Genomic DNA, 26,740 nt, shown 5'->3' on the forward strand with positions numbered 1-26,740 from the left:
GTCCAGGCTAAGCGAGCGCAAGGGCGGCGTCTTCTTCCTCCGCCTGCTCGGCGTTTTCAGCTTCAAGCGCTTGACGGCGCTTCGTGGTGAACTGGTCGAGCGCGCCGATGAGGAACCAGCACCACGCCGCGAGGAAGTATTCCGTCCCGCGCGTCCAGCCACCAATGTGGATGAGCAGCATGCCCCCCATCGCGAGGGCGAGCGTCGTTCGCATCTGGAGGTAGTACCAGAACGCATTCCACCCAACCAGCAGTAGGATGCCGCCGTAGATCACCATGCCCATCAGCCCGAGCGAGAGAATCAGGTTGGTGTAGTCGAACTCGCTCGATCTGCGGTTGCCGCCGAACTTCTTCGCGGCCGGTGTGGTGGAGCCGAGGCCGAGGCCGAGCGGCGTCGAGAAGCCCGAGAGGAAGCCGCGCTCCATCATGTCGCCGTGCTTGCCGACGGTCGACGTCTCGGCATCCATCGGGTTGAGCAGCCCGTCGGCGTTGCGGCCCACGAGCACATCAGCCGCGCCGCTCTCCATCTCCATTGAAGAGACGGCCGAGAGGCTGTAGCCCGCCGCGCCGAGCGTGATGACCACCGCCAGCACGAGACGCGGCACCCAGGACGCCGCGCTCCGGCTCGTGATCGCCCACACGAGCGGCACGAGGGCGAGCACTTTCACGATGGGCCCGCGGCTCCCGATCAGGAACAGGGCGACCACCAGAAACGCGACGATCGGCAGCAGGTCGAGCCGCTTGCGCGTGGACACCATCGCCCAGAGCGCCACGATCGACATCATCAGGAAGCCCGCGTACTCCGACGCCGCCGTGAACCACGAAAACGGCCGGACCACATCGCTGGCGACCCAGAGCGAGGAATAGCCTTCCGTGTCGATCCACTCCTGCTCAAACGGCAGGAAGCCGACAAACACCTGGTAGAGCCCCAAGATGCCCGCGAGCACGGCGATGACGGGTAGCGCCACGAGGACGAGCTTGTTGAGCATCTCCTCGGTCGCGTAGATCTGCCCGAGCCAGAACCAGCACACCGGCACGATGGTGAAGAGCGCACCCGCGATCCCGACGCTCATGCCGCCCTGCGCTGGGTTTAGGATCTGGAGCGTCATCAGAATCAGCAGCGCCACGACCCACTTCGAGAGCGTGCTGTCGAACCGCAGCGATTTCGTTGCCACGAGGGAGGCGACCATCAGCCCCACCACGAGCGGCGGTACGAGCAGGATCGGGTCTTGACCCGAGTTGGGATACGTGATCGTGATGAACCGCCGGAAGTCGCCGAGGAAGCACAGGATGCCGAGCAGCACCACAATCATGAGGCGCGGCGTGACGCTCCCAGCGGCGATGAGCGCGAAGAGCATCCCGCCCGCGATGGCGAGCCGTGCCTGCTCCGTGGCGACGGCCCACCCGCAAAACAGCGCCACCGCCAGCGTGATGAGCACGGGCTTGAGCGCCGTCCATTGGGACTGGCTGAGGCGAAGGTTGGCTACGAGGGAACTCATAGGAAGCTGCTCATGGCGGTGAGTCAGGCGAGATGGCGGCGGACGAGGGCAGCGGCGTCGCGGGCGAGGCGCTCGGTGCTGAACTGCGCAGCACGGGCACGAGCGCCATCGGCGAGGCGAGCGCGTGCGGCGGGGTCGTCGGCGAGGCGGCGCAGTACGTCGGCGAGGGCGTCGGGCTCGCCGGGGGGCACGAGCAGCCCCGATTCCGGCGTCACGATTTCGAGCGGCCCGCCGTGCGCCGTGGCGATGACAGGCTTGCACATCGCCATACCCTCTAAAATTACCATGCCAAACGGCTCGGGGCCCGTCGAGGCGTGCACCAACACGTCGAAGGCATTCATCCATTCCGGCACGTTCGGCTGATGCCCGACGAAGCGGAGTTGGTCGGCGACCCCGTGCCGCTCTGCGAGCGCCGTGAGTGCGCCTGGATAGTCCGGCTCCGAAAAGTGCGGCCCGCCCACCACGACGAACACGGCGTCGGGATGCGCCCGCGCGACCTGCGCCGCCGCCTCGACGAACACGTGGATGCCTTTCCAGTGCTGGAGCCGCCCCACGATGCCTGCCACGAACGCGTCCGTCGGTAGATCGAGCTTGGCGCGCAGCTCGGCGACCGAGGGCAACGTGTCCGCGTCGAAGCGCGCGAGGTTGACGGCGGGATAGAGCACCTCGGCGTGCCGCGACGGCCAGAGCGTTGCTTGGCCCGCCTTCGCCGCCTCGGAGCAGCACAGAATCGACGCCGAGGGCAGCAGCGTCGCGGTGCGGTGGATCGGGTTTTTCGAGGTGATCGTGTGCTGGAACCAGAACGCCGGGATGCGCGCGAGCAGCGCCGCGGGGCCGCTGTAGAGGTGCCCTTTCGGCATCCACGCGAGCGCTGCGTCGGCGTCGAGGTCGCGCAACCAGGCTGCGATCCGCCGCACCGTGCCGATCTGCCGACCCACCTGACGCACACGGCCCGCGTCGAACACCTCGGCTTGGACACCGAGAGCGCGGACGGCCTCGACCATCGGCCCGTCTTCGAGGAAGGCGACAGCATAGCGGCATCCCACCCCGCCGTCAGCGACGAGTGCCTGGTTAGCATCCAGCAATTGCAATAACAGAAGCTCTGCCCCACCCCGCTGCTCCGCCAGCGGCATCACAACCCCGACGGTCGGCCTTGAGCGAGGGTCTGAACTCCCTCGTACACCACCTGAACTATCCCCTTCGCCTGCGAAGGGGACCGTTTCGCGACCCTTTACGGGGAGCGAAACAGGGGGTGCGGTTTGGGTTTCCGTCTTCATCCTACTTCCCTCCCACGTAGCCATACTTCAGCAGGAACGGCCACGTCAGTGCCGTCACCGTCGCGCGGTCCCGCGTCGGGAGGTGCTCGCGCCACGCGTCGTCTATGCGGAGCTTTACTACGCCGCCCGCCGTGCGTTTCGGATTGCCCCACACGGTATGGTTCTCGCCCATCGCCACGGCGTCGGGGGCGACAAAGGGCAGGGTCTCAGCAGGCTCGTCGATCCAGTCGAGAACGCGGCGCACAGAAGCCTCAGGCGCGGCGATGAAGTCCTCGTAGCGCAGCCGCTGGTAACGCGTCGGATCGCGACGGCGCATCAACTCGATCACGCCGTTCCAGGCCGACCATTTGCGGGCGCTTGCCGCTGTCGAGAAGCGCTGCATCTCGGCTGCACCGCCGCCGTCCTGCCGGGTGATCTTCTTGCGCCACGAATAGGCCGACGCGCGCGGGTCACGGACGAGGTGGAGCAGGTAGAGGTCCACGGCGCCGGTTTGCCGCAGCGACTCCGCGTACGACGGAAACTTCGACGAGTCGACGAGCACGCGCGCGCCGGAGGACTCGCGGAGCGCCTGGTACACCCGACGGAGGTCGGCGTGGTAGCTGGCTGCCTCGGGGTGGTCGAACGTGGTGCGGCCTTTCAGCAGATGCGGCAACAGTCTTTTGATCTGCGGCAACGCCTCGCGGACCCGTGCCATGCGCGACCAGTCGACGCCGTCTGGGTAGTCGCTCGCGGGAAACGCTACATCGAACGCAGGACGCCATACGGGGCAGGCGTCGAAGCGCTCGCCGCAGCCGCAGACGGCGTTGTCACGAACGCCGCGCTCCCAGACGTGGCGCACCTCGCCGAGGTGGACGAGGCCGTCCACGCTACCGAGCACGTTGCCTACGAGCGTACTGCCGCTGCGCCCCCATCCGGCGATGAAGAGCACCTTGACGGGCGCATCAGCAGTGTCCGTCGTGGCAAGCGGCTGCGCCATCGTCTCAGGCATGCTGCGCCTCGCGGTTTTGCGCAGCTACGTCGTACCCAAGCGCGTCGAGCAGGCGGTCGGCGACGAGGGGCCAGTCGAACTGCGCGGCGTAGAGGGCCTGTGCATCGCGTCCGAGCGACGTGCGTGCAGCATCGTCGTTTGCCAGGGCCGCGGCAGCCTGGGCGAAGGCGGCGGGGTCGTCCGACGGCATCGCCGCGAAGGCCTGCCCAGTCTGCTCCTGGACGACCGGATCGGAGAGGTGACCGAGCGTGGTCACGGTCGGCGTGCCGTGTTGCAGGGCGACCATCGTGGAACCGCGCCGCGTCGAGAAGCCGTCGGGGTACGGCGCAAGGTAGAGGTCGAACGCCGAGAACGCGCGCGAGACCGCGTCGGCGGGGAGCGGGCCGAGGTCGCGGAACGGCACGTCGCGGCTGCCTGGCGTGTTGAGCGCGGTCCGGAGCGCCGCCCCGCGCCGCCCGACGTAGCAGAGCGTCGCGTTCGGCTGCACGTCGAGGATGGCCCGGATGGCCTGCCGGACGTGCGCGTCCATGCCCTTCGTGAAGCCGCTGCCGAAGAGGCCGACAGCGAAGGTGTCGCTGAGCCCAAACTCGTCGCGCACCTCGTCGCGGTCGCCGCGCTCGAACGGGATATTCGAGCCGATGGGCAGGTGCCGGACTGGGACGTCGAACCACCCCCTGAACCGCTCGGCCCACGGCGCGATGGAGGTAAACACCACATCAGCCATGCGCCCAAGGGCCCACAGCGTCGGCCGCTGCCACAGCGTCTCGACGAGGTAGGTCGGCGTCGTGAGCGGGACGAACGGCTCGTGGATCATGAGCGCGATCCGCAGCCCCGGCACGCGCTTCCGGAGCCGTCGCACGGCGAGCGGGAGCCACGGATTCAGCCCGTAGGCACCGTACGAGAACGGGTTGTACTGCACCACCAACCAATCGGGCCGGTCCGCCTCGAACCGTCTTGTGACGGCCTCCACGACGTGGAGGATGCCCTTGCGCAAGGTCTTCGAGAACGCGACATCGACGGTCGCACCGGGAATCGGAGCCGCGTCGGTCTGCGCGGTCAGGACGGTGGCCCGTATGTGCTCGCCCAGCTCCGCGGCGAGGCGGGCCGTGTAGTCGCCAATGCCATCGAGGCGGGGCGGCAGCGTGGGAAAAAGCAGCGCGACGTGCATGGCGGAGGGAGCCAGCAGCGAGGGTGTGCGGGAGGGCGGCGATGCCTGGCGATCATGCGCCAGGCGACAGCGGACGGGGGCGCGTCTCGCTGGGCGGGTGAACTACCGAGCGAACTCGACGATCTGGTAGTAGCTGTACTTGCGCACGGGCGGCACCGTGCGCCAGAGCGCCTGGTCGATGTCCTTCGTCAGTTTGAGGAGGCGACCGTATTTCGCTTGGTGCTTGAAAACATACGTGTTCAGCTTGCGGAAGAACACGAAGTCTGGGTGCAGCACCTCGACGTGTGGGAAGCGCGCCCGGAGCATCTCGACCTCCTCCGGAAGGAGCGGGATCTCGTCATCGTCGCCGTGCTTGGGGATGCCGCCGCGGCCCGCGAGGTAGTTGCGCGAGAAGTTGAGCAGCGGGTTGCGGCCGTTGTTCTCCAGAAAGACGCCACGACCACCTTCGGCGGTCACGTCGCGGAGCACATCGGCAAACTGGTCGAAGGGCTCGACGTGGTGCAGGATGTACTTGCCATAGACGAGATCGTACTGCTCACCGAGGTCACGGAGATCGAGCGCGTCGCACTGGTGACCGACGACGCGGTCGGCGACGCCGTTCTTCTCTGCGAGGGGGACCAGTTGCTCGATCGAGGTCGTCGAGAAGTCGGTCGCAGTGACGTGCGCGCCGAGCTTCGCCATGTACATCGAAAGGTAGCCGTTGCCGCAGCCGACTTCGAGGACGCGCTTGCCGGCGGGGTCACCGAGGCGGTCGAGGAAGGCGCGCTTCGTGAAGCGCCAGTTCTCGTAGAACGCCGCTGGTTCGATGACGGGCAGGGTCTTCTGGCGCAGGGTTTCGTCCCAGAAGGCCTTGGCAGCGCTGTCGGGAACGGTCGCGGAGGGTGCGCTCATCGCGGGAGGGCTGGAGGGTGTGCAAGGGTAGACGGGCTCGGTGGTAGAGAACACCGCTCCCAACGCGAGGCGGCGGCGTCAGGCGCGCCCATCGTTGCGCCTAGGTTCCGTCGGCGCAGAGTATACGCGTAGTCGCCGCGGTGCCTGCGTGCAATCTCCGCGTGTTCTCTGACCGGGACCCGACAGCCTCAAATGTCGAGCCGCCGCTGTCGTCCGTGTTCTGCGAAAAAAGCCTTGCTCCCCGGACGCGGCGGTGGTAGCGTGCGGCATGCGCCTCGTAATTACCCTAGCCCTGCTCGTCCCGCTCGCCGCGCTGGCTCAGCCTGGCCTTCCGCAGCCACCCGTCCCGCCGGACTCGCTCGGTCCGCCAACGTTCATGTCAGGCGCCGGGCTCGCGATCCGGCTCACCAACGATGGGTTTGGCGTGGGCGGCGTGCTCCGCGCCGAAGTGGGTGAGACGACCTCCCTCTTCATCGAGGCCAGCGTCAACCCCGGCAAGGACGAGCGTGAGCAGCAGTTCTTCATCGGCTTCTTTGGCGAGACGGTGGTGCCACTCAAGCGCAACTACTTCGCGATGATGCCGGTGCACGCGGGCGTAGAGCAGCGCCTCTTTCGCGACAGCATTGAGGACAACTTCCGCCCGTTTTTCCAGATCGCCGCCGGGCCAACCTTTGGGTACCAGTGGCCCTACTTCGAGGACACCAACAGGAACGGCGTTCGCAACGAGGGCGAGTCCCTGGAAGGCGCCTTCGGCGGGTTCGGGGACGGCAGCTTCCGGATGGGCCTCGGCGGTACGATTTCAGTCGGGGCCTACTTCGGGCGAAGCCGCCGCACCACGCAGGGGCTGCGAATCGGCTACCACGGTACCTACTTCTTCGACCAGGTCGATCTCCTCGAGCTCAACCCCGACGTGCAGGACCCCTCGAAGCACTATTTCGGGACGCCGCTCGTGAGCGTGCACCTGCTTCGGTTGTGGTGACTCGGCCCGGAGCCGCGCTCACACTGCGCCGTACCGGACTTGGCCCGGAGCCGCGCTCACCCTGCGCCGTACCGTAAGTCTCCACTCTTCCCTGCAGTTCATCCTCCGCTCGCCATGACTGTCACGTACTACGGCCACTCCGCCTTCCAAATCGAGACGAGCGGCCCGACCCTGCTCTTCGACCCGTTCATCACGGGCAACAAGCACACCGAGGGCGTTGTCACGGCCGAGGACCTCGCCCCGGACGTAGTGCTCATCACGCACGCCCACGGCGACCACTGGGGCGACACGCCTAGCATACTCGAACGCACCGGCGCGCTCCTCGTCGCCCAGTTCGACGTCACGCAGTATGCCCAGCGCGTGCTCGACTACACCAACGTGCACCCGATGAACACGGGCGGGGCGTGGGATTTCGAATGGGGCCGCGTCACCAACACCTATGCCCGACACTCGTCGTCTTTTCCCGACGGCGCCTACGGGGGCCTTGCGGGCGGCTTCATTCTGGAGATCGACGGCACGACGATCTACAACGCGGGCGACACCTGCCGCTTCGCCGAGATGGCCTGGCTGGGCGAGCAGTACGACTTCGACCTCTGCTTCCTCCCCATCGGCGACGACTTCACGATGGGCATCGACGAGGCCGTGGAGTCGGCCAAGATGCTGCGGCCGAAAGTGACAGTGCCGGTGCACTACGACACGTTTCCGCTCATTATGGCCGACACGGCGGAGTTCGCGTCCAAGATGGACGCCGCAGGCTTGAAAGCGCAGCCGCTTGCCCCGGGTGAGACTTTGGCTGCGTGAGACTTTGGCTGCGTGAGACTTTGGCTGCGTGAGGCCTTGGCTGTGTGACCCGGTAGGCAGCAGGCCGCCGAAGCGGGTAGGCGTCGTATACTGAACCGTCGCGTGCCACTCGTCCCACGCCTGCTGTGCTCATGCCTGCCCGAGCCTGGTCCTTCGCCGTTGTCCGCTCGACCGTCCGTGCGCTCCTGAGCGCGGTGCTCGTCGGGGCGGTCTGCGCGGGTGCGGGGCTGACTCACGAGGCCCAGGCCCAGCGCCCCTTTCAGACGCTCGACCCGCTCTACCAGGGCGAGCAGGCGCAGCGGACGTTCTATGACGGCCTCGCGGTGTCGGCGTTGATCGACTACCGCCCTACCGGGCTGCTCCAGTCGTCGAGTTCAACTGGAGTCGGCCAGCGGAGCGCCGTGAGCCTGGCCGGCCGCGTCGACTACGCCCTACTGCCGCAAGTGGATGTCGCGGCGATCGTGGACCTCAGTGGCGGCATCGGCACCGGTCCGGTGGCGCTTCGGTGGTTGATCGTGAAGCCCTTCTGGACGAACGAAGGCACGGACTACGCCGTCCGCATCGCTGTAGACCCTGCCTCGGAGGGCGGCCTTGGCTTTAGGCAGACCGACGTAGCGTTCCTCTCCTCGTCGGACCTCACGCCCCTCGTCTCCACGGACTTTGCAATCGGGCTGCGCCGCGTCCGGGCGGGCGTCAATGCGGAGCTTCTGGATGACACGGGTACGTTCGATAACACGATGGCGCTGCTGCTCGACGGCGACCGCATCCGCGTGATCGGGACCGAGATGCATGTCTACTGGGGGGTCAACTTCCACTATGACCTCGCCGGAAGCAACGTCGCGGTGGCTCTGCTCGCCGAGGGCGCGACGTATCGCTATGTGGAAACCGATGCTGCCCAGAACCTACCAGGGGCATTCGAGGGCGCCGAGAATCGGGTCCGGAGCGGCATCGGCTGGCTTCAGTTGGGCCTCGACTTCGACCGCCCGAGCTTCCAGCTTAGCCCCCACGTGGCGCTACCCCTCGTGGTTTGGGGCGACGTCCAGGGCGAATCCGTCCGCTCGGGCCCCCGCCCCAACAAGGTGCGCGTGGGCCTAAACATCATGCTGCGGTAAGCCGCTCTCGATGTTCGAGGGCGAGCGTAACTAACGTTCGCGGTACGCGTATCGTGCGGGAAGCCCCTTCGCCGATGCGCTGGTTGTTCTACATCCCCAAGCCCCGCAGCAAGGACGGTCTGCTGCGACGTCGTCCTGTCTGGCCTCGTCGCCTGATCCGTCGCAGCACCAGGCCCTACGCCCGCCGCCGCTTCGATCACGCCGAGGTCGGGCAGCTGGCCTACCACGTCACGCTGGTCGTGCTGCTGCTCTTCGGCTGCCGGATGGGTACGCTCGTCACGATGACGCTGAGCGAAAGCCCCTGGGCGCTACAGATAAACAGACAGCTGCGCGGAATCGACCCGCCCGTGGCACATACAGGCGAAAAGCCTGAGCAAAGGCGGCTCCTATACGACGTGGTGCTTAATCAGGAAGGCCGTGAAGTCCCTTTCCCTACCACACCAGACACGCTCGTCGAAGCGGCCTATAGCGCGGCCTTTGGCGCGGCATATGGCATCGAACTCCCTGCCCCCCGACCTCTAGAGCCGACACAGCAGCCCTTCGCAAACTATGACCCGCCTCCCCTCGACTCGATGACGACGCGGCAGCGCCTCTTCGCGGCCCGTTTGAGCGAGGAGCCCAGGATGATCCTCACTATCACAGCAGACCGGCGGACTCCGATCGATTCGGTCTTCGCACTGATCAGTGATGCGCGTGTCGCAGGCATGCAGCGCTTTTTTCTTGCGGTTCGTAGGCCGTACAAATCTCCACGGATGACAACGCAGCCGTAAACTTCAGCGCGGAGCCTGACTCTACCGTTGCGGTTGCACTCGCTCCCTCTCTCGACCTTCTCACTTTGAACGTCCCCATGCTCGTCTACGACCGCTCTGGCTTCTCCTCCTTCATCGACGACGGGCAACAGAGCCGCCTGCGCGACCAAGCCCTCGCGGCGCACCAGACGACCCTCGACGGGAGCGGCGCGGGAAGCAACATGCTCGGCTGGCGCTCGATGCTCCGGCCCCCCAACGCGAACCTGATCGGGCGCATCCAGCGGCTCGCGACGGAGATCCGGGAGAAGGCCGACGTGCTCGTCTGCGTCGGGATCGGCGGGTCGTACCTCGGCGCGGAGGCCGTCAACCAAGCGCTCGGCACCTACTTCCCCACCGACGGCCCCGGAGTCATTTTCGCTGGGCACCACATCTCGCCCGAGTACCACCAGGAGTTGCTCGCCCACCTCCAGGGCAAGTCCGTCTATGTTAATGTGATCTCGAAGTCGGGCACCACGCTAGAGCCGATGCTGGCATTCCGCTTCCTGCGGCAGTTCATGGAGGACACCTTCCGCGACCACGCCAGCCGCATCATCGCCACAACGGACGCCTCGAAGGGCCAGCTTCGGATGCTCGCGGACCAGAAAGGCTACCGCACGTTCGTCATCCCCGACGACGTGGGCGGGCGCTTCTCGGTGCTCACGCCGGTGGGCCTCCTCCCTATCGCGGTGGCCGGGCATGACATCGCGGCGCTGATGGACGGGGCCGCGGCGCAACTCGTGGACCTCGCCAATGCCGAGGCGAACGAGGCCATCGCCTACGCGCTCGACCGGTACATCCTGCACGAAGCGGGCTACCGCACCGAGATCCTGGCGGTCTTCGAGCCGAAGCTGCGCGGCATCGGCGCGTGGTGGCAGCAGCTCTTCGGCGAGAGCGAGGGCAAGGAGCACAAAGGCCTCTTCCCGGTCAGCGTGCAATACTCGACCGACCTCCACTCGCTCGGGCAGTACGTCCAGGAGGGCCAGCGCACGCTCGTCGAGACGTTCCTCCTCGTCCAGAACCAGGACGCGACGCTGACCGTGCCGGAGATCGACGGCAACTTCGACAAGCTCAACTACCTCGCCGGGAAGGACTACAGCGCCGTCAACCGCGCGGCCTACGAGGGCACGCAGAAGGCCCACACCGACGGCGGCGTCCCAAACTGCACCGTCGCGATGAACCGCCTCGACGCGCGGCACCTCGGCGCGCTGCTGTACTTCTTCGAGCACGCCGTCTCGGTGAGCGGCTACCTGCTGAGCGTCAACCCGTTCAACCAGCCCGGCGTCGAGGCCTACAAGCAGGAGATGTTCCGTCGCCTCGGGCGCCCGTAGATCGGCTGGGCTTAACAGCGGCTCAAGCGATCGACTCGGGTGATCTGAGGCGCAGCGCGTTAGCGACGACGAAGACGCTGCTGACGGCCATGATCGCCACGGCGACGAGCGGGTGCAGCAGCCCGGCGACGGCGAGGCCGAGGCCGACGGCGTTGTAGCCGAATGTCCAGCCAAGATTCTGGCGGATGGTACGTCGGGTGCGGCGGCTGAGCGCGAGCAGGGCTGGTACGTTGCGGAGATCGGGGTTGTAGAGCACCCCGTCCGCCGCGTCGATGCTCACCTCGGCGCCAGAACCAACAGCCAGGCCTACGTTGGCTGCGGCGAGCGCCGCCGCGTCGTTCACGCCGTCGCCGACCATCAGGACGGCACCGTGCTCGCGCTGTAGAGATCGCAGGGCATCGAGCTTCGATTCGGGCGTGAGGCGAGCGTGGGTGACGACGTCCGCGCCGTCCTGCTCGCTCAGTCCTGCTGTGAACCGCCGCGCCGCCGCGCCGCTGTCGCCTGTCAGGACGGCGACGGGCAGGCCCTGTCCTTGCAGCGCGACGACGGCCTCCGCAGCGTGCGGCTGTGCCTCCTCCCGCAGCACGACCAGACCCACGACCGCGTCACCTTCCACGACGACGAGCGGTGCCCCGCCCTCGGCCTCCACGCGGGCAGCGTCGTCGTCCAGCGGATGCGCCGTCACGCCGAGCATTTCGAGCAGGCTCTCGTTTCCAATGCCAACTGGCTGCGGCCCAAACAGCGTCTCTACCGTACCGACGACTCCGACACCGGGGACGGTTCGCGCATCTGCGACTGAAGAAAGCGTCACACCCTGCGTCTCGGCATGCGCGAGGACCGGCGCGGCGAGCGGGTGCCGTACCGCAGCCTCCAGTCCGGCGGCAAGGCTGAGTACGGCTCCAGCGTCGAGTGGTGCGGGTTCGCCATTGCCCCCAGCAAACACGGGCTGTGCGACGAGAACCTCGACAGCGGCGGCATCCATCGCGCTGAGCGTGCCCGTCTTGTCGAAGGCAACGGCGCGCACGTCGGCGAGGTCGAGGAGGGCTTGGCCGGAGCCCAGCAGCACGCCGCGCCGGGCGGCCTCGCGGAGCGCCACCATGAGCGCGAGCGGCACGGCCAGCCCCAGCGCGCACGGGCACGCGATGAGCACCACACTCAGGCTCGCGTAGAGCGCCGCCTCGAAGCCGACAGCGACGAACCAGCCGCCGAACGTGGCGAGCGCGAACACGAGCACCGCCGGGATGAGCCACCGCATCGCCCGGTCGGTCTGCGCTACGACTGCTACGGGCTTCGCCAGCGCATCGCGAAGGAGCCGTTCCACCCGCGCGAGGCGGCGGTCTTCGGCGATGGCTGTCACGCGGAGCGTCAGCGCCCCGTCGAGCGGCGCGGCTCCGGCGTAAAGGCCGTCGCCAAGACTTCGGACGACCGGTTGTGCCTCGCCCGTCCACGTCTGCTCGCTGACGTAGGCTTGGCCCGCTGTCACCACCCCATCGACCGGGGCGACCTCCCCCGCACGCAGCCGCAGCGAGTCGCCGACGACAAACGCAGCGGCTTGTACCTCTTCAACGGTCCCGTCATCACGGACGCGGAGGAACGGGCCGCGGGGCACGTCGAGCAGGCCGCGCAGGACGCGCGTGGCTTCGTGTTTGGTTCGTGCCTCGAAGTAGCGCCCGAGCGTGTAGAGCACGAGCAGCATCGCGGCGGTTTCGAGGTAGACGGGGCCGCCGCCGCGCACGTACGACACGGCGCTCACCGCGACCGCACTCCCGACGCCGAGCACGAACAGCGTGTGGAGCGAAAGCTGCCCGCGCCGCAGGTCGCTCCACGCGGCGTTGACCAGCGGACCGCCGAGCAGCGCGAGGATCGGGGCAACCGCGGCCAGCAGCGCGATGTGTGCCGGACCGATACCGCTGTCGAGCGTGCGCAGCGCCGCAAAGCCGTAGCCGGTCGAGATGGCAAGGCTGAGCGCCATCGCGAACATCGCGGCGAGCGCGCCCGCTGCTACGCGCCACCGCAGCCGCCGCTGCGCCTCCGACTCCGCGAGCGCGGGGCTGTGCACGGCGTCGCTGCCGAGCACCTCATCCACCATCCGGCAGCCGTAGCAGCAGTAGGCCCGCGTGCCGTCCGCCGAGGCGACCGGAGCCGCCCCTACCGGCAAGCCACAGTGGTCGCAGGGGTTCATACCAGATCAGGCCACAACCCTTCGATCTTGTCATGCTGAACTTGATTCAGCATCTTAGCGATGGCCTGGAGCACCTCAGTCGTCAGAAATCCTGAAACGAGTTCAGGATGACGCCATCGTAACTCATCAACCGAACGTGGTCTCATCGGAGCGTGGGAGGATGGAAGTGTGGCAGCAGGTAGCCCCGTTGACTCAGCTCGGCAATCTCGTTGGCTGTTTGCTTTCGGACGCCTTCCACCCGCAAACCCACTCACAGTCACACGTCCAAGCATTCCAGCGCTCACTCCACCAGCACAGCGACGACGCTTGTGTCGGTCGCCGCAGGATTGGCGGCGGGGGCGACACCTTCGATCTGGGCATCGAAGAAGGGCTCCAACTCGGCGGCGTTCCATTGCGCGGTGCGGCCTGCGGTCTCGGTGCGAACGGCAGCCACTTCTTCGGGCGTGATCGGCGAGGCGCTGTTGCTCCAACTCGTCCGCTCGTGCGTCATGATCGCGGCGAGGTCGGCGTCGGAAAGCTGACCCCAGGCAGGCATATTGCCGTTGTACGTCTCGCCGCGCACGACCATCTCGCCGTTCATGCCATGCAGGAGAATGCGGATGATGACCGGCTTCGAGTCAGTCACCCAGCGCGCGCCGTCCACGGGGGGAAAGACGCCCGCCACGCCGCCGCCGTCGGCCTGGTGGCAGTTAGAGCAACGCGAGAGGTAGAGCGCCTCGCCGTCGGGCTCGACCGGAGCCGCCTCCTCCACCACAACGACGTCGCCTTGGCCCCAAGGCGACGTCGAGAAGTCGCCGATGTTGCGCCCGAGGTAGAAGATGGCGAAGGTAGTCACGCCGAAAACGACGAGCCACAGCCACATCGGCGGGGCCTCGCCCCCCTCGTCGGGGAGGTCGATCTCCCGGCGCAGCGGCGCGGGCGCGTCGGGGCCGAGCGGGACGTCCTGATCAGGCATGGCGTCGGTACGTGTGGGCGTGTACGGGTTCGTTGAGGCAGGCCTACTCGGCGTTGAGCGGTTCGACGCGAAGGGCCATCAGGTAGGCGTAGAGGTGCTCGACCTCCTCTTTCGCCACGACGACCTTGCCATCGGGCGGGGCGTACTCGGCGGGTAGTGGCACGATGCGCTGCGACGCGAGGACAGCGCCGGGCTCGACCACGTCAAAGTAGAACGGGTACGCGGGCATGACCGAACCGGGGCTGACGGCGCGCGGGTTGTAAAAGTGCGCCATATGCCAGTCCCACGACGGCTGGCGGCTGGCGATGTCCGAGAGGTCGGGGCCCGTACGGCTCGTGCCGAGGAGGTGCGGGTCATCGTAGAGGTAGTCGCCCGCCTTGGTCGGACGAGGGGCCCACCCGCGCGCGATATCTGCGCCGAAGTTCTCGGGGCGGATCTGCTGGCTGTGGCAGTAGATGCAGCCGTCGCGGATATACACCGCCCGCCCTTGTGCTTCCTCAAAGGTGTAGTCCGAGGTCCCGGGTGTCGGCTCGATGTCGAAAAGCTGCAGGCCGGGCAGCAACGACAGCCCGGTGTAGCTCATCAGGACGGCCGCGATGACGCCGACAAACAGGACGATGGAGCGAGTCATGGGAGGTCAGGAGTGGGCTGGAGGCAAGAGGCAAGTAGCAAGGAAGAGGGCAAGCGACTGCTTCTTGTCACTTGACACGTGTCACTTGCTACTTGTAGCCGCAGGCTGCCGCCGCGCCAGCGGAAACAGCGTCGGGGCGTCGCGTTGGGGGCCGCCCTTGCGGATGTTCTCGAAGACGAGGTAGGCGAAGATGATGTGGCCGATCGTCATCAGCGTGCCCGACACCGAGCGGATGAGGAGCCACAGCTTGGTCGACTCGACTACGGCGAGGAACGGGACGTTGGGGTTGAGCATCGCTAGACCTTGGATGACGCCGCCTACGGTGAGCGCGACCACGTAGGCGCCGATGCCCATGCCGACGAGCCAGAAGTGCGCGGCGATGAGCTTCGAGGAGCGCCACTCCCAGCCTGTCAGGCGCGGGAGGATGTAGTAGAGCGCCCCGAACATGATCATCGTCGCGAAGGCGTAGACGCCGAGGTGCGAGTGCGCGATCGTGTAGTGCGTGAAGTGCGTCACCTCCTGCCAGCCACGCAGCGACTGCAGCGAGCCTTGGATCGAAACCGACGTGTAGCTCATCGCGCCGAAGACGACGAAGCGCAGCGTCGGGCTCGCCATCACGCGCCGAAAGCGCCCCACGATGGTCATGTGGTGGTTGAGCGCCACCACCACCACCGGAATGATCATCATCACGCTGAAGACGATGCCCGTCGTGACGACCCACTGCGGCGGCGGCCCGCCGACGAGGTGGTGCGCCCCCGCCCAGTTGTAGAACAGCGCGAGCGTCCAGAAGCCGATGATCGAGAGGTGGTAGCTGTAGACCGGCCGCCCCGTCACCTTGGGAATGAAGTAGTACGCCGCCGCGAGCGCAGCGGGCGTGAGCCACAGCCCGAGGATGTTGTGCGCGAACCACCAGTTGGCTGTCGCGTGCGGCACGCCCGAATAGACCGGCAGCAGGAAGGTGACGAGCAGGATCGGCGTCCACAGTAGCGACGCCCCGATATACCAGATCGACACGTAGAGGTGCTGCACGCGCCGGCGCGCCAGCGTCCGGAAGAGCGCGACGTTGTTGAGCAGGAAGCCTGCGATGATGATCAGGTAGGCGACGACAGGGAACTCGACCCACTCGATCGAGCGCGCGAAGCCCGCAAGCAGCCCGATGGTCCCGATCACCATGCCGACGTTCCACAGCACGCACCCGACGAGCATGAGCCCACCGTTTCGCAACGGCGTCTTGAGCAGACGGCACCACAGCCACGTCCCCACCCCGATGCCGACCATCGAGAGCCAGCCGAAGATGACCGTCTGGAGGTGCGCCGGACGCAGCCGCCCGAACGTCAGCCACGCGTCTTCGACGAGCCAGTCGGGGAAGTTGAACTTGAACGACGCCAGCAGCGCGAAAATCGACCCGACGAGCAGCCAGAACACGGCCGAACCGACGTAGGCCAGCACCGGCCACTTCACCGAGCGGTCCACGTCGGAGCGCCAGCCGGGCGGCGGCTCCGGGTAGGTCGAAGGCCCGAACGCAGAACGGCGTGGCACCCCGCCACCATCCCCGCCGGGTGGCGGCACCGTCGCGAACGTCTGGTCCTGCGGCTGCCCGACCGGCTCGTCCTCGTCGAAGATGACGTAGGCCCCCGCCTTCACGTTGCGGTATTGCCCCCGCTTGTCCGACCACATCAGGATGAACACCGAAACCGCCATCCCGATCAGGAGGACCATCACGATGATGATGAGCGAGGAATAGACCATGCAGGAATTCGAGGCAGAAAGGGAGATGGTCGCCCGACCTCGGACGAGCGCCCGAGAGGTCAACCAGGCATGCTATGTGACTGCCGGACGGGTCCACACGATGACGCTGGAGGCGTCTTCTTCAGGCAGAGCGTTGCGCTCAGCGCGCTCGCGGAGCACGCCAAAGGCGAGCACGGTCGTCCAGACCGCAATGCCGATGAACACGGCCAGGATCACGCTCGTGACGAAGACCTCGACGTTGCGCTGGCCCTGCGAGGACGACTGCGCGGGAGAAGACATGACGGGGAAGGGCGCGAAGCACCCCTGAGCATGGGGTACTTCAGAGAAAGAAGTGGGCGACGTGCACGCACAACATACGGTGTCTGCCGCGCCGGTTCGATAGCCGAGCCGTCAGGATGGTTCCCATGATTCTCACATAGCCTGATCGAGTCAGATGTGCCCGAAGGACCGCCCGCGGATGCTCAGAACCCCGCTTCATACGTGCGCGGCAGGCTCGCGTCGGTGAGCACGACGAAGTCACCAAGGCCAGCATGCGCTTCAGGGTCGAAGGCGTCTAGATCGCCGGCGGGCACCATCGTCACGATGAGCACGCGGTCGTCAGGGCGGAGCCGGGCCAGGTGCTCAGGGATGCCGAGGCCGCCCTCGCTGTGGAACGAGCCCGTGACGTGCAGCACCACCGCGTCCGGCTGTGCCGCACGGTGTTGGGCAATGGCGTCGGCCATGCCAACATCGCGGAGGTTCTGCGCAGCCAGCATCCCATCGAGGCTCGGCATGCCGGAGCTCTGCGCTGTATGGGAACTCGCCGCGGAGCTGTCAGCGCTCGAACCGCCGCCGTGCCCCATCATGCTCCCCATGAGCGCGAGAAACTTGTCGGCGAGGGCTTTCGAGGCTGGGACCACTGGCGTTGGTAGGAAGGCCCGCGCCTGGAGCGGTAGCTGAGCCAGCGCCCCCACGCCGCGCTGGCTCACCAGCCGGACGTAGCGCGCGGGTGCGTTCGCGGCGAGCACGGGCTGTCCGTTCGCCCTGGCATGCTCCACGAGCAGGCGATAATCAGAATCGTAGTTCGACCATGGCCGTGCCGCCGCTAGGAAATCCCGCTCGCGGATGAGCCCCGCCAGGTACTCGTCAAGGACCAGTTGCACGTCCTGCTCGAACATCTCCAGCGACAGCGCGACGGGACGCTCACCCTCAGTCGTTGCGCGGAGCAGGTCGAGTTGCAGCGCATGCGCCACGGGGTCGTTGTGCTGCTCGCCGAGGAAGACCACGTCGGCGCCGACGAACGCTGCGGTGAGACTGTCGAAGCTAGCAGGCCCCCCGTCGGCCGTGTAGATGCGAAAGGTCGATGGTTCAGCAGCTTCGGGTATCTGGGCGAGGGCAGGCACGGCGGCGAGGGCGAACGCAAGGACGAGGAGGGAGCGCATAGCGAGGCGATGTGTAGGAAGAGCACCAGCAAGCTACGTGCAGGGCAGAACCGCTGCCCTGGGCACGACGTCCCGTAGGTGCTCCGTTCTCGGACCGCCCACCCGCTCGTCCACCGACGCCTATCGCCTCGCCATGCGCCGCCTCGCACTCCTCCCCCTGCTCTTCTCGCTCGTCCTCGCTACTGCAGCCCAGGCCCAGCCCCTCCCCACTGCGACGCTTGAGGGGCGCGTCACCGACCGAGACCGGGAGCCGATCCCCGGCGCAAGCGTCTTCCTCGCGCAGACGCAGCGCGGCACCATCACCGACCGCGACGGCCGCTACCGGCTCACGCGCGTCCCGCTCGGCGCCCACCGCCTTGTCGCCTCCAGCGCGGGCTTTGAGACGGCCACGGAAGACCTGGTCCTCCGTCGCGAAGGCCGAACCCAGACCGTCAACTTCCGGCTGCGCGGCCTCGAACTCGGCGAGGTCGTCGTGGAAGCGGAGCGCGACGAGAAGTGGCAGGAGCGCTACGAGCGCTTCGAGCGCCGCTTCGTCGGGGAGACAGCCAACGCCGCCGAGACGGAGATCCTGAACCCGTTCGTCCTCGACTTCGAGCAGCGACTCACGACCCTAACGGCCACAGCCCGCGAGCCCCTCGTGATCGAAAACCGCGCACTCGGCTACCGGGTCTACTACAGCCTCACGGCTTTCGAGGCCGAGCCCAACCGCAACTTCTTCACCGGCGAGCCGCTCTTCGAAGAGCTCGAACCGGCCGACGACGCTGAGGCTATCCGCTGGGCCGCCAACCGACGCAAGGCCTACCTCGGATCGCCGCGTCACTTCCTGCGCAGCCTCGTGGCAAGCATCGCCAACGAGCAACCGGAGCAGGTCGACGAGACGGGCTATAGCCTCTACATCGTGCCCAACCAGGGCGGTCCCGGCGGGGCCTTCGGTAGCCCGTTTGGCGGGCGCCGCGGCGGCCGGGCGGAGCGGGTCGAGGTCACGCCGAGCGACCTCTTGGAGGAAACGCGTCGCGAGGGCGAGTACAAGCTCTCGTTCGTGGGGCTGATGGAGGTGATCTACCGGAACGAGCCCGAGGCCCCCGGCTTCCTGCAACGCGAGTGGGCGCGCGAGCAGCGCGGCCTGCGCGACGTGCAGACCTCGCAGTTTCGCTTCCCGATCCCCAACGACCGAGCGATGCTCGACCGCTTCGGCCGCGAGCTAGATCCGCGCTCGATCACGCTCTCGGGCTACATGGCCTATGAGCGCTTCGCGGAGGACCTCCCCCGCGAGTATGGCCTCGCCGAGAGCGGCTTACCCGGCGCCGAGGAAGCGGCCCAACTTTTCGAAGAGCAGCGACTCGAAGCGCAGCGGGAGCGGGCTGCCCGCGAGGCTGAAGCCGCCCCGACCGACTCTCCTGAAGCCTCGATGGAGGGCGATGGGATAGACGAGGCAACCGAGGACAACGCGGAGGGCGAGTAGACGCAGCTCCTCGCCCCGCCTCAGCCATTCAGCAGGGCGTTGATCTCAGCGTAACCCGGCTTCTTTGGCTCACACGCGTCTTCGTCCCAGTCGGCCTCTGCCATGCCTGTAGCGGCCTCGCGGGCGATCTCATTGCCTACGTCGGGGTCGGCACCTGCTGCGAGTAGTCGTTGGACGACGTCTGGGTTCGCCCCATAGACGGCGGCTACAAGCGACGTTGCCCCGTACACATTCACTGCAGCCAGGTCGGCCCCAGCATCAAAGAGGACTGCCACGACCGCGTCCTGCCCCGCTTCGGTGGCATTGTGTAGCGGCCTCGTCGGTGTCGAGTCGGTTGCTGTGAGCCAGCAGCTTACGCGTCGATCACGTCGGCGCCGTTCGAGACGATCGCGCTCTCAGCGAAGAAGTAGCGGCCCTCCTTGATGCCGTTTGCAGCCGAGTCGGAACCGTGCACGGCGTTCTCGCCGATGGAGGTGGCGAACCGTTTGCGGATGGTACCCTCGGCGGCTTCGGCGGGGTTGGTCGCGCCGATGACCTCGCGCCATTTCGCCACGGCATCGTCGCGCTCCAGCACGAGCGGGACGCACGGGGCGCTCGACATGAACGTGGTCAGCTCCTCGAAGAACGGTCGCCCGTCGTGGACGGCGTAGAAGCCCTCGGCCTCACGCTTCGTGAGGTGGACGAGCTTCATCGCGCGAACGGCGAAGCCTTCGGCGAGGATGCGGTCGAGGATCTTGCCAGCGTGCCCGGCGGCAACGGCGTCGGGCTTGATGATGGCGAGGGTGCGTTCCATGGGACGAGGCGGTATGAGTTGCGGGGGATACTGTCATCCTCAAAATCCGCTGTTCTCCGGGACTCCTGCGCGAAGCCAAAGCGAATTAGCCGCCGCACAGGGCGTCTGCATGTCGCTTCGGCTCCGCGCGCTACGCCTCAGGAGCGGCCTGGCGGGCCGGAGCCTCGGGGAACGCCCCTCCTGCGTTCCGGGCGAGCGCTGCCGGACCCGCGCAGGCCATGGAAATCGTCTTGTAAATGTTGGACATCCAGACTGCGCGGCGCAGCACTCTACGCCCCGTTTACCCGGAATGTGCCCATTCTATCTCACAACCGTAATCCGCGCCGCCACTGTGGACTGCGCATCGGTTGCACGAAGCACATACACGCCCCCAGCCAGGGCGTCTGTGTCGAGGGCGACTGTGACGCTCTCTCCGGCATTGGGCGTGGCATCGTAGAGCGTCCGTACCTGGCGCCCGAGCGTGTCGTAGAGCTCAACGAGCACGGGCGCCGTCGTAGCCGCCGTGAAGCGAACGGTTGCTGTGCCCGTGGTAGGGTTCGGGTAGGGCGTGTCCAGGGTCAGGACATCGGGTACCGCCCGTGCGGCACCGCCCGGCGGCGCTGCCGTCGTGTCGAAGGCGACAACGAGTGGCGCTGCGCCTAGGTCGAGCGTCCAGGCGGAGCCGCTCGCGGCGGGCACCGTGGCCGTCTCGCCGGTCGCCGAGACGCCGTCGAGGGTCCACGCGCTGTCCGGGACGGCATTGACCGACAGCCCGGTCGCCACCGTCGTGTTGTCGTCGCCACCGATCGGTCGCCAGGCGATGAGGTGCGTAGGGGTGCCGTCGGCCTCACCGAGGAGGTAGGCGTAGGCTGTGTCGTCTTCGCGCACGATATCGACGAGGTGTCGGTCGCCGAGTGTGGCCTGGAACGCTTGCAGCGCGACGTAGGCACGCTTCGGCGCGAAGCCCGTCGCCGACGATCCGGTGAGGCCCGAGCGGGTGAAGAGTGTGCCGCCCGGCGTGTTGGCATAGAAATACCACGTCAACACTTCCGCCCCCTCGCGCGCCAGGATGATGGCGCCGCGAACGCCGTAGCGCGCCTGGGCTACCTCCGAGACGCATTCGCCGAAGGTGCAACTCTCGCCGACGCCGCCCGAATCCCAGCCCCATTCGGTGACGTGGATCGGCGTGCCGGGCATGTTGGCGTCGCGCCACCGAGCCATGTTGCGGATCGCGTAGATCTCCGATGCGGGATCCTCGGGGTTGGTCGCCACGCGCGTGCCTGTGGCATCTTCTGTGAAGCTGTACAGGTGGGCGTTGAGCGCGTCGAGGTAGGGCGCCTCGGTCGCGGTCACGCGCGCGCCGAGGTAGTTCTTGTAGAAGTCCCCCGGCTGTTCCGGCGCATAGGCTTGGAACGCCGCGGGCAGCACCGTCATGGCCGGGTCAGCGGTCTTCGCCGCCGAGGCCATGCCGCGGAGCACATCGCGATAGGACGCGACGGGCCACTGCGTCCACGGCTCGTTGCCGATTTCCATCGCGGAGACAGCGCCGGTGCCGTAGGTAGGGCCGAAGTGGTCTGCGAAGGCATCGCCGTAGGTTTGGGCGGAAGCGTAGGGCGTATTCCACCAACTCGCTGGGAAATTGGTGAACTGGATCGTGGTCCGCACGTCGAGCCCGGCGGTCTGCCAGTCGCCATACTCGCGGTCCCAGTCGAGCCACCACTTGGCAGGTGTACCGCTCGTGGCCATGTTCGAGAAGTCGGGCGGGTTGTCGGGGTCCGTGACGTCCCAATCCATGTTGTGGTAGGTGCGGGCATGGCTAGCCACGGGCGTGTAGCGATCCGGCCCTTCGCCGGCAGGCAGCAGATCCGAGTAGCCGTTGGTGCCCCAACCCCAGACGCCGTTGATGCCCAGGAGGTCACCGAGCGTCTGCGTAGTCGGCCCAGCGAACGTCTGCGGCGCACCGAACTTGCCCCACTGGTCGTAGGCGTCCACTTCCCAGACGTAGCCCTTCGCCCAGTCTTGCTCGGCCATCGTGTGCCGGACACGGAGGTAGCGGGTTTGGACCGACACCGCGAGCGTCGTCGTGATGACGTTGTTGGTCGTCGGGTCGACGGAGCCTACCGTTGTCCACGTTGCGCCGTCGTTGCTCGTCTGGTAGTCGGTAGCGGTGACGTTGTTGGCAGTCCACACGCGCGCTTCGATGAGACCCACGTCCAGCGTCGCGCCGAAGTCGAAGGTGACAGCTTCGAAGCACGGCGACGCGAGTGCGGCGACTTCGAACAACGTGAACGAGGCCGCGGACTCAACCAGCACCCCGACTACCGGCCCGCTGAGCGCAGGCACGGAGAAGCGCCGGTAGGCATAGTTGTCGCTCGTCGTGAGCGTGGCCACGAGCGTGGTGTCGGTCGCGGTGCCCGATTCAGAGATGGCGGAGAGTGTGACGCTGCTGCCGGTGTTGATCCGCGCCGCGATGCGGTAGAGGTCGCTTGGCTGTTCGAGATCGGCACGGAGCCAGGCGCGACCGCCCGAGGCAAGCACGCCTGCCGAGCCGGACCCGCCCATGGTCGCACCGGTGATGTTTCCGGTGCTGCTGCTCGTGCAGCGGCCATCGGCACAGGCGTCGAGGAGCACGTTGGTGTCGTCGCGGCTGATGAAGCCGGTCGGATAGCAGGCGCCCGACTGCCACTGCGTAGCGATGTCGCCGTCGTGGACGTTGGCGAGCCCGCTACCGGTGATGGAGGTCGCTGTGACGGTCGCGGCATCCGTGTGGGAGGCGACCAGACCGGCGTCAGCGTCCCATTGGGCAAAGACAGCGGGACCTTGGACGAGAGAGAGGACAACGGCAACCCCGACTAGGGTCGCCGCCTGTATCGCGCGGGGTGCGAAGGCAACGAGAGAGAGCATCGGCGGATGGTGGTTGAGAGCGGAAAGCAGGCAGCGAGTCGGCTTTCAAGAAGCGAGCGTGGCCTTATTACCCTTCTAATTTGACATTATTGTGTTCCCAAGTATGTCCAATAAAGTCCTACATCTACATACGGTCTACAACTAAGCTACCCAGAGTCTCACACGCATTCCAGGTGAGCAGTCTCTGGCTGAACCCCTCCATGAGTGCCAGGCCCTACGGCTTCCTACACGTCTCACGTGAGGGTGAGACAGACTGCGTACATTGGGAATTCCGTTGACTTTTCCCTCTCCAGCACCGCCCCTTCGCTGATGACCCCGATCAAGTTTGGCACCGATGGCTGGCGCGCCATCATCGCCGCCGACTACACGTTTGAGAACCTGGAGCGCGTCGCCCGCGCGACCGGCCAGTGGCTCCACGCCACCTACGGCTCCGACGCTTCCGTGGTGGTCGGCTACGATTGCCGCTTCCTCGGCGACCAGTTCGCCGCCCACGCCGCCCAGGTCTTTGCCTCCATGGGCATCCGCGTCCAACTCGCCGACTCATTTGTCACCACACCTGCCGTGAGTTGGGCTACCGAGGCCTACGGCCATAGCGCAGGCATCGTGATCACGGCGAGCCACAACCCGCCCGCTTATAACGGCTTCAAGATCAAGGCGCACTTTGGCGGCCCGGCCTCGCCCGACATGATCGCGGCCGTCGAAGCCCAGCTTGACCAACTCGCCGGTGGCTTCGAGAAGAAGCCGCTCGCCGACCTCAAGGCTGCGGGCCTCATCGAGCACATCGACCTGGCGAGTGCGTTCACAGCCATCCTCGCCGAGCGTATTGACACGGATGCCATCAAGGCGTCCGGGCTGAAATTCGCCTACGACGCGATGTACGGCGCTGGTCAGGGCACGCTGACGGACCTCCTCGGCGCAGACACCGTGGTCGAGTTGCACCACGACCACAACCCCGGCATGCATGGCCAAGCACCGGAGCCCATCGACCGCAACCTCGGCGCGCTCTCGGAGGCCGTCGTTGCCCACGGCTGCGCGGCCGGCCTTGCCACCGACGGCGACGCGGACCGCATCGGGATGTACGACGAGACCGGCGCGTTTGTCGACTCGCACAAGATCCTGGCGCTGCTCATCAAGTACCTCTCGCAGGAGAAAGGCCTCGACGGCATCGTCGTGAAGACATTCTCGACGACCGACATGCTCCAGAAGATGGCCGACGCCTATGGCCTGGAGGCCGTCACGACGCCCATCGGCTTCAAGTACATCGGCCCGATCATCGTCGAGCGCGACGTGCTCGTGGGCGGCGAGGAGTCCGGCGGCATGGCGATCAAGGGCCACATCCCAGAGCGCGACGGCCTGTTCATCGGCCTGACCGTCGTGGAGATGATGGTCAAGCGCGGCAAGAAACTCTCGGAACTGGTCCAGGAGCTGTTCGACGAGTTCGGCGAGCACCGCCAGAGCCGCAACGACCTCCACACCACCGAGGCGAAGAAGCAAGCGTTCCTGGCGAAGCTCAAGAATGAGGGCCTGAGCACCATCAACGGCCGCGCAGTCGCGAAGACGGAGACCATCGACGGCTACAAATTTCGCGTAGACGGCGGCTGGCTCATGTTCCGCCCCTCCGGCACGGAGCCGGTGCTCCGCGTCTACTCGGAGGCGGGCGATCAGGACGAAGCCGACGCCCTCGTCGCTGACGGCGTGGCGATGATCGGGTAACGCCCCCGACTCGTCTCCCATCAACACGGAGCCTGCACAGACGCGTATGCGCCGTGCAGGCTCCGTGTTGGTTCGGGCGATCTCGTCAGAATCGGTACCGCCCGGCGTTCTCGGCGGGCGTCCATGCGTGGTCGGGTTCGAACGTATCCCAGAAGAGCCGCGAGAGGGCACGCAGCAGCTCATAGCCCGCGTTGTCGGGCTCGTAGCGGAGGTCGGCCTGCTCCTTCGTCACGACGCAGAAGACGTAGGGGCCGCTTGGGGCGTGGACGTAGACGACTTCGCTGCGCGACTCCATCACGGCGCCCTGCTTGGACGCGGCCTGGACGCTCGGCGGCAGCGCCGAGATGGCCTCGTCGTCGTAGAACGTGCGCGTGAGGAGGCGATGCATCTCCTCGTCGGCGGCGGGGCTGACGGCCTGGCCCTCGACGATGCGGCGCATCAGGGTCGCCATCTCACGCGGTGTGGTCTGGCCCCAGCCGTAGACTTCGCGGGCGTCTTCTCGGCCCGGCGTCCGGCTGTTCACACGCGTCGCCTCGAAGCCGTGCTCATCGAGCCAGGCGTTGATGGCCGCACCGCCGCCCGCGAGGCGCTGCAGCCAGAGGCTCGCCGTGTTGTCGCTCGCCGAGAGCATCAGTTCGACGGCCTGGTGAAGCGGCACCTCGGCCCCGTCACGGAGGTCGCCGAAGAGGTCGTATTCGCTGTATCGCAACGAATCGCGGAAGACGAGGTCGGCGCCGTAGTCGAGGTCGCCGTCGTCGATGCGCTGGAACGTGGCGACGAGGATGGGGACCTTGACCATGCTCGCCGTCGGGAAGAGCTCGTCGGGCCGCAGCGCGGCGGAGCGCCCGGAGGGCAGGTGCTCCACATAGACGCCAACGACGCCCTCGAACCCGTCCACGGCAGCCTCGACGGCCGCCTGCAAAGGGGAGTCGGGCGAGGCGGGCTGCGCCTGGGCAGGAAGCGTGACGAGCAAGATCAGAGCGAGGAGAAGCGTGCGCATGAGAGGGCCAGAAAGTGCGAAAGAGGATCCCCTCGAAATCTACCGCCGCGCTACCTTTCGGCTCGCTCGCACATCGCCCCGCCATGCGCCCCGCCCCGCTCCGTTCGTTCGCTGTTCCGACAGCCACCCTGGCTGCCGTCGTGCTGACCGCCGTTGTGCTGACCGCCGTCGTGCTGGCCGCGTTGGTGCTCCTCGCTGCCTGCGCGCCCGCTGCCGACGAACCCTTCCCTACCGCGATGCCCGACGTGGACGCGCTCGCCTCCGAGATCGACTCGCTTCTCGCCATCACCCCCGATGCGACGGTCGCCGTGACCGTGATCGACGGCGCGACGACGTTCCACCACGGCGATCCCAATAGGGCGTTTCATGCAGCGAGCACGATGAAGGTACCGGTGCTGATCGAACTCGTCCGGCAGGCCGAGGCTGGGCGCTTTGCCCTCGACGATTCGCTCGTGCTCGCCAACGATTTTCGCTCGATCCTCGACGGCTCGGCCTACCAGATCAGCGCGGACGCCGATACGGCGCTCTACGTCCGCCTCGGCGAGCCCGTCCCGCTGCGCACGCTCGCCGAGCGGATGGTCACGCACTCCTCGAACCTCGCCACGAACCTACTGATTGCCCAAGTCGGGGCCGACTCCGTGCAGGCGACCATCGAGCAACTCGGCACGACGACGATGCGCGTACTGCGCGGCGTGGAGGACATCCCTGCCTACCGGGCTGGCCTGAGCAACACCGCGACCGCGCACGACCTCGCTCGCCTGATGTCAGCGCTCATGAACGGCCGCGCCGTCGGACCTGAGGCCGACGCGTCTATGATCGAGATTCTGCTCGACCAACGGCACAACGAGATGATACCAGCAGGGCTGCCCACCGGCGCCCGCGTGGCGCACAAGACGGGCTGGATCACCTGCATTCACCACGACGCGGCCATTGTTTATCCGGAGCCCAGTGCCACTTTGCAGACGCCGTATGTCCTCGTGATCCTCACTGAAGGCATCGACGACTACGACGCCTCGGCCGCACTCGGCGCTTCGATTGCCGGAGCCGTCCACGCGGCGTTCCGGCCCACCACTCCCAGTTGATCGCCGCTGGCTGATCGACCGTACTTCGCATCATTCACC

22 protein-coding genes and 1 pseudogene are annotated in these 26,740 nt (G+C 66.9%); 8 read left to right on the plus strand and 15 right to left on the minus strand.

The features are described 5' to 3' along the window. Nucleotides 1-7: 7 nt before the first annotated feature. The 5 genes from AAFU51_10965 to AAFU51_10985 form a co-directional block, all read right to left on the minus strand. Nucleotides 8-1,498 carry a hypothetical protein gene (locus tag AAFU51_10965; protein MEO1571780.1) on the minus strand — a complete coding sequence of 497 codons (1,491 nt, stop codon included), beginning with the start codon at nt 1,496-1,498 and terminating at the stop codon, nt 8-10. Between the two features lie 23 nt (nt 1,499-1,521). Continuing rightward, nucleotides 1,522-2,583: a glycosyltransferase gene (locus AAFU51_10970; GenBank protein ID MEO1571781.1), complete on the minus strand. Its 1,062-nt coding sequence runs from the start codon at nt 2,581-2,583 to the stop codon at nt 1,522-1,524. A 193-nt stretch (nt 2,584-2,776) separates the two neighbouring features. Beyond that, nucleotides 2,777-3,763, minus strand: coding sequence for a sulfotransferase (locus AAFU51_10975; protein MEO1571782.1), 987 nt, complete (start codon nt 3,761-3,763; stop codon nt 2,777-2,779). Further along, nucleotides 3,756-4,931 carry a glycosyltransferase gene (locus AAFU51_10980; GenBank protein ID MEO1571783.1) on the minus strand — a complete coding sequence of 392 codons (1,176 nt, stop codon included), beginning with the start codon at nt 4,929-4,931 and terminating at the stop codon, nt 3,756-3,758. The genes AAFU51_10975 and AAFU51_10980 overlap by 8 nt, the downstream gene beginning before the upstream one ends. Nucleotides 4,932-5,033: 102 nt before the next feature. Further along, nucleotides 5,034-5,822: a class I SAM-dependent methyltransferase gene (locus AAFU51_10985; GenBank protein ID MEO1571784.1), complete on the minus strand. Its 789-nt coding sequence runs from the start codon at nt 5,820-5,822 to the stop codon at nt 5,034-5,036. A gap of 268 nt (nt 5,823-6,090) precedes the next feature. On the opposite strand from AAFU51_10985, the gene AAFU51_10990 reads away from it, so the two are divergent. From AAFU51_10990 to AAFU51_11010, 5 genes are all read left to right on the plus strand, one after another. After that, entirely contained in the window at nt 6,091-6,801 is a 711-nt protein-coding gene (locus tag AAFU51_10990) for a hypothetical protein (GenBank protein MEO1571785.1), read from the plus strand. A 114-nt stretch (nt 6,802-6,915) separates the two neighbouring features. After that, entirely contained in the window at nt 6,916-7,602 is a 687-nt protein-coding gene (locus tag AAFU51_10995) for a metal-dependent hydrolase (GenBank protein MEO1571786.1), read from the plus strand. Between the two features lie 131 nt (nt 7,603-7,733). Next, nucleotides 7,734-8,714, plus strand: a complete 981-nt coding sequence (locus tag AAFU51_11000; GenBank protein MEO1571787.1) for a hypothetical protein — start codon at nt 7,734-7,736, stop codon at nt 8,712-8,714. Nucleotides 8,715-8,788: 74 nt separating this feature from the next. Next, the gene (locus tag AAFU51_11005; GenBank protein MEO1571788.1) at nt 8,789-9,484 is read left to right on the plus strand and encodes a hypothetical protein; all 696 of its coding nucleotides are present in this window, start codon (nt 8,789-8,791) and stop codon (nt 9,482-9,484) included. Between the two features lie 77 nt (nt 9,485-9,561). Then, on the plus strand, nt 9,562-10,830 hold the full coding sequence (locus AAFU51_11010; protein ID MEO1571789.1) for a glucose-6-phosphate isomerase: 1,269 nt from the start codon (nt 9,562-9,564) through the stop codon (nt 10,828-10,830). A gap of 22 nt (nt 10,831-10,852) precedes the next feature. Here AAFU51_11010 and AAFU51_11015 read toward each other — a convergent pair whose 3' ends face one another. From AAFU51_11015 to AAFU51_11040, 6 genes are all read right to left on the minus strand, one after another. Next, nucleotides 10,853-13,012, minus strand: coding sequence for a heavy metal translocating P-type ATPase (locus AAFU51_11015; GenBank protein MEO1571790.1), 2,160 nt, complete (start codon nt 13,010-13,012; stop codon nt 10,853-10,855). Nucleotides 13,013-13,292: 280 nt separating this feature from the next. Next, entirely contained in the window at nt 13,293-13,967 is a 675-nt protein-coding gene (locus tag AAFU51_11020) for a cytochrome c (GenBank protein ID MEO1571791.1), read from the minus strand. A 43-nt stretch (nt 13,968-14,010) separates the two neighbouring features. Beyond that, nucleotides 14,011-14,598: a cbb3-type cytochrome c oxidase subunit II gene (locus AAFU51_11025; GenBank protein MEO1571792.1), complete on the minus strand. Its 588-nt coding sequence runs from the start codon at nt 14,596-14,598 to the stop codon at nt 14,011-14,013. Nucleotides 14,599-14,679: 81 nt separating this feature from the next. Further along, on the minus strand, nt 14,680-16,347 hold the full coding sequence (locus tag AAFU51_11030; protein ID MEO1571793.1) for a cbb3-type cytochrome c oxidase subunit I: 1,668 nt from the start codon (nt 16,345-16,347) through the stop codon (nt 14,680-14,682). A 72-nt stretch (nt 16,348-16,419) separates the two neighbouring features. Then, nucleotides 16,420-16,626, minus strand: coding sequence for a hypothetical protein (locus AAFU51_11035; GenBank protein ID MEO1571794.1), 207 nt, complete (start codon nt 16,624-16,626; stop codon nt 16,420-16,422). Nucleotides 16,627-16,808: 182 nt separating this feature from the next. Continuing rightward, nucleotides 16,809-17,768: a ChaN family lipoprotein gene (locus AAFU51_11040; GenBank protein ID MEO1571795.1), complete on the minus strand. Its 960-nt coding sequence runs from the start codon at nt 17,766-17,768 to the stop codon at nt 16,809-16,811. A 133-nt stretch (nt 17,769-17,901) separates the two neighbouring features. Between AAFU51_11040 and AAFU51_11045 the strand changes: the two genes are divergently transcribed. Further along, complete coding sequence (locus tag AAFU51_11045; GenBank protein MEO1571796.1) at nt 17,902-19,230, plus strand: carboxypeptidase-like regulatory domain-containing protein; 1,329 nt, start codon at nt 17,902-17,904, stop codon at nt 19,228-19,230. Between the two features lie 20 nt (nt 19,231-19,250). Here the strand turns inward: AAFU51_11045 and AAFU51_11050 are convergent. The 3 genes and pseudogenes from AAFU51_11050 to AAFU51_11060 all read right to left on the minus strand — a co-directional run bounded on the left by AAFU51_11050 (nt 19,251) and on the right by AAFU51_11060 (nt 22,906). Continuing rightward, nucleotides 19,251-19,544 (minus strand): annotated as a pseudogene (locus AAFU51_11050) (ankyrin repeat domain-containing protein). Nucleotides 19,545-19,582: 38 nt separating this feature from the next. Beyond that, nucleotides 19,583-20,023, minus strand: a complete 441-nt coding sequence (gene ndk, locus AAFU51_11055; protein ID MEO1571797.1) for a nucleoside-diphosphate kinase — start codon at nt 20,021-20,023, stop codon at nt 19,583-19,585. Nucleotides 20,024-20,323: 300 nt separating this feature from the next. Further along, nucleotides 20,324-22,906: a T9SS type A sorting domain-containing protein gene (locus AAFU51_11060; protein ID MEO1571798.1), complete on the minus strand. Its 2,583-nt coding sequence runs from the start codon at nt 22,904-22,906 to the stop codon at nt 20,324-20,326. Nucleotides 22,907-23,215: 309 nt separating this feature from the next. Between AAFU51_11060 and AAFU51_11065 the strand changes: the two genes are divergently transcribed. Next, entirely contained in the window at nt 23,216-24,619 is a 1,404-nt protein-coding gene (locus AAFU51_11065) for a phosphoglucomutase/phosphomannomutase family protein (protein ID MEO1571799.1), read from the plus strand. Nucleotides 24,620-24,704: 85 nt separating this feature from the next. On the opposite strand, the gene AAFU51_11070 is transcribed toward AAFU51_11065, so the two are convergent. Then, nucleotides 24,705-25,619, minus strand: a complete 915-nt coding sequence (locus AAFU51_11070; protein MEO1571800.1) for a serine hydrolase — start codon at nt 25,617-25,619, stop codon at nt 24,705-24,707. A gap of 83 nt (nt 25,620-25,702) precedes the next feature. Here AAFU51_11070 and AAFU51_11075 point away from each other — a divergent pair, with 83 nt between their 5' ends. Then, nucleotides 25,703-26,701, plus strand: coding sequence for a serine hydrolase (locus AAFU51_11075; GenBank protein ID MEO1571801.1), 999 nt, complete (start codon nt 25,703-25,705; stop codon nt 26,699-26,701). The last annotated feature ends 39 nt before the right edge of the window (nt 26,702-26,740 follow it).

Source organism: Bacteroidota bacterium (assembly GCA_039821555.1).
In the GTDB taxonomy this organism is placed as follows: Bacteria; Bacteroidota; Rhodothermia; order Rhodothermales; family Rubricoccaceae; genus JBCBEX01.